Origin of the sequence: Collinsella sp. HCP3S3_E5, assembly GCF_052067635.1 — a bacterium.
Classification (GTDB): domain Bacteria; phylum Actinomycetota; class Coriobacteriia; order Coriobacteriales; family Coriobacteriaceae; genus Collinsella.
This window is the reverse complement of sequence record NZ_JBQHQF010000052.1, coordinates 1-1,896: the sequence shown is the minus strand read 5'-3', so window position 1 is coordinate 1,896 and position 1,896 is coordinate 1. Positions and strand designations below refer to the sequence as shown.

2 protein-coding genes are annotated in these 1,896 nt (G+C 64.8%); both read left to right on the top strand.

Annotation, left to right across the window (positions count from 1 at the left end):
• The first annotated feature begins 161 nt into the window (after positions 1-161).
• Positions 162-1,616: an IS21 family transposase gene (istA, locus tag ACTM82_RS08935; RefSeq protein ID WP_304202435.1), complete on the top strand. Its 1,455-nt coding sequence runs from the start codon at positions 162-164 to the stop codon at positions 1,614-1,616.
• On the top strand, positions 1,613-1,896 hold a 284-nt coding region (locus tag ACTM82_RS08930; protein ID WP_441055856.1), incomplete at its 3' end, for an ATP-binding protein. The genes istA and ACTM82_RS08930, both read left to right, overlap by 4 nt.

Genomic DNA, 1,896 nt, shown 5'->3' with positions numbered 1-1,896 from the left:
TGTTTAGGGCAATCTGATTGTTGCTAGTGCGGCACCCATTCTTTTCATCTACGGAAACGAAAAATTTCAGAAAAGGCAAAGGCATGCCGACCAGCTAGGCCTACCGTTGCAATTGCAGCTACCAACTGACAATTGCACAGGAGGCAGGAAGGATGATCAGCATGCCAATGATCGAAAGTATACGAGAGATGTCGAGAAGGGGCCTCTCCAATGCGGAGATACAGCGCAGGACGGGGATATCCCAACCGACGATCCGCAAGTACATCGCGATGGACGATTTCTCGCCGCAGGCCCCGAGCCTGCAATCGCGCCCGTCGATCCTTGACCCTTACAAGCCCTTCGTCGACGAGATCCTGCTCGGCGACCAGCGCGTATGGCGCAAGCAGCGACACAGCGCAAAGCGCATATACGAGCGCTTGCTGGACGAGACCGCCTACGACGGCGGCTACGGAACCGTCAAGAACTACGTGAGGAGGCGCAAGGCCGAGATATCCGCGGCGTCCGACTGCTATATGGAGCTTGTCTGGGCGCCGGGGGAGGCGCAGGCCGACTTCGGCGACGTCGACGTGCTGGCCGGGGGAGAGCGCGTGAGGATGCACTTCCTGGTGCTCAGCTTCCCCTTCTCCAACATGGGCTTCTGCCAGCTCTTCGCGGGCGAGACCAGCGAGTGCGTGTGCCAGGGCCTCCGCGACATCTTCGAGCACATCGGCTGCGTTCCCACCCGCATCGTCTTCGACAACGCCACGGGCGCCGGCAGGCGCCGCGGGCAAAGCGTGACCGAGGCGGACCTCTTCCGCCGGATGAAGGCCCATTACGGGTTCGAGGCGACCTACGCCAACCCCCGCGCCGGCAACGAGAAGGGCAATGTGGAGCGAAAGGTCTACTGGTGTCGCCAGCATCTGTTCACGCCTGCGCCCAGCGTCGACGACATCGAGCTGTTCAACGCGGAGCTGCTCAGCCGCTGCTCGGGCTCGGGTTCGAACCGCCACTACGAGAAGGGGCTGACATGGTCGGAGCTGTTCGAGAGGGACAGGTCGGCGATGCCGCCCCTGCCCGCCAAGCCCTTCAGCTGCATGCGATTCGTCACCGGCGTGTCGGTGGACAAGCGCGGCGACGCCACCGTCGACGGCGGCCACCGCTACCATGTGGGCCACAGGCAGGCTTCCGGCACCGTCACCGCCGTGTACGGCGCCCACACCGTCGCGTTCGCGGACGCCGCGGGCGAGATCGTGGCGGAGCACGCGAGGAGGTTCGGGGCCGCGAAGAACGGGCCGGAGGCCGTGTCCCAGCTGGCGTTGCTGGTGAGGAAGCCCGGCGCATGGCGCAACTCGGCGGTCAGGGCCGCCATGCCCGCAGACGTGAGGGCCCATGTGGACGCGCTGGAGTCGGCTGCCAGAAAGGACCTGATCGTGTGCATGCGCAGGTGGTGCAGGGAGAGCTCGGTCGAGGACGTCGGCGCCGCTATCTCCGAGGTGCTGGCCTCAACGGGGAGAGCCAGGCCCTCCGACGTGGAGATGATGCTCGCGAGGATGGGCGGGTTCGGCCTTGGGACGGAGCCCGACGTCGGCCCGGATCTCACTGTCTACGACAGGATGCTCGGAGGTGACGCCGCATGAGCGCGCGAGGCGACCTGGAGAGCGCGGTGAGAAGAGGGTTCAGGGCCGTGATGCTATCCAACCACACTGCGGAGAAGTACGCGTCGGAGTCGACGGCCGCAGAGCTCAGGTTCTTGGCAGGCATGTTCGAGGAGGAGCTCTCCTGGAGAGAGGAGAGCAGGAGGGGGCGGCTGCTGAAACGGGCCAAGTTCCCGGTCCCCAAGACCTTCGAAGGGTACGACTGGTCGAGGGTAAAGGTGCCGGAGGAGATCGGACGCGGGGGCATCGAGAGCTGCAGGTT

What these genes read in the sequence shown, in the direction of transcription:
- istA (WP_304202435.1), top strand. Translation starts at nt 162, where the DNA reads ATGCCAATGATCGAAAGTATACGAGAGATGTCGAGAAGGGGCCTCTCC.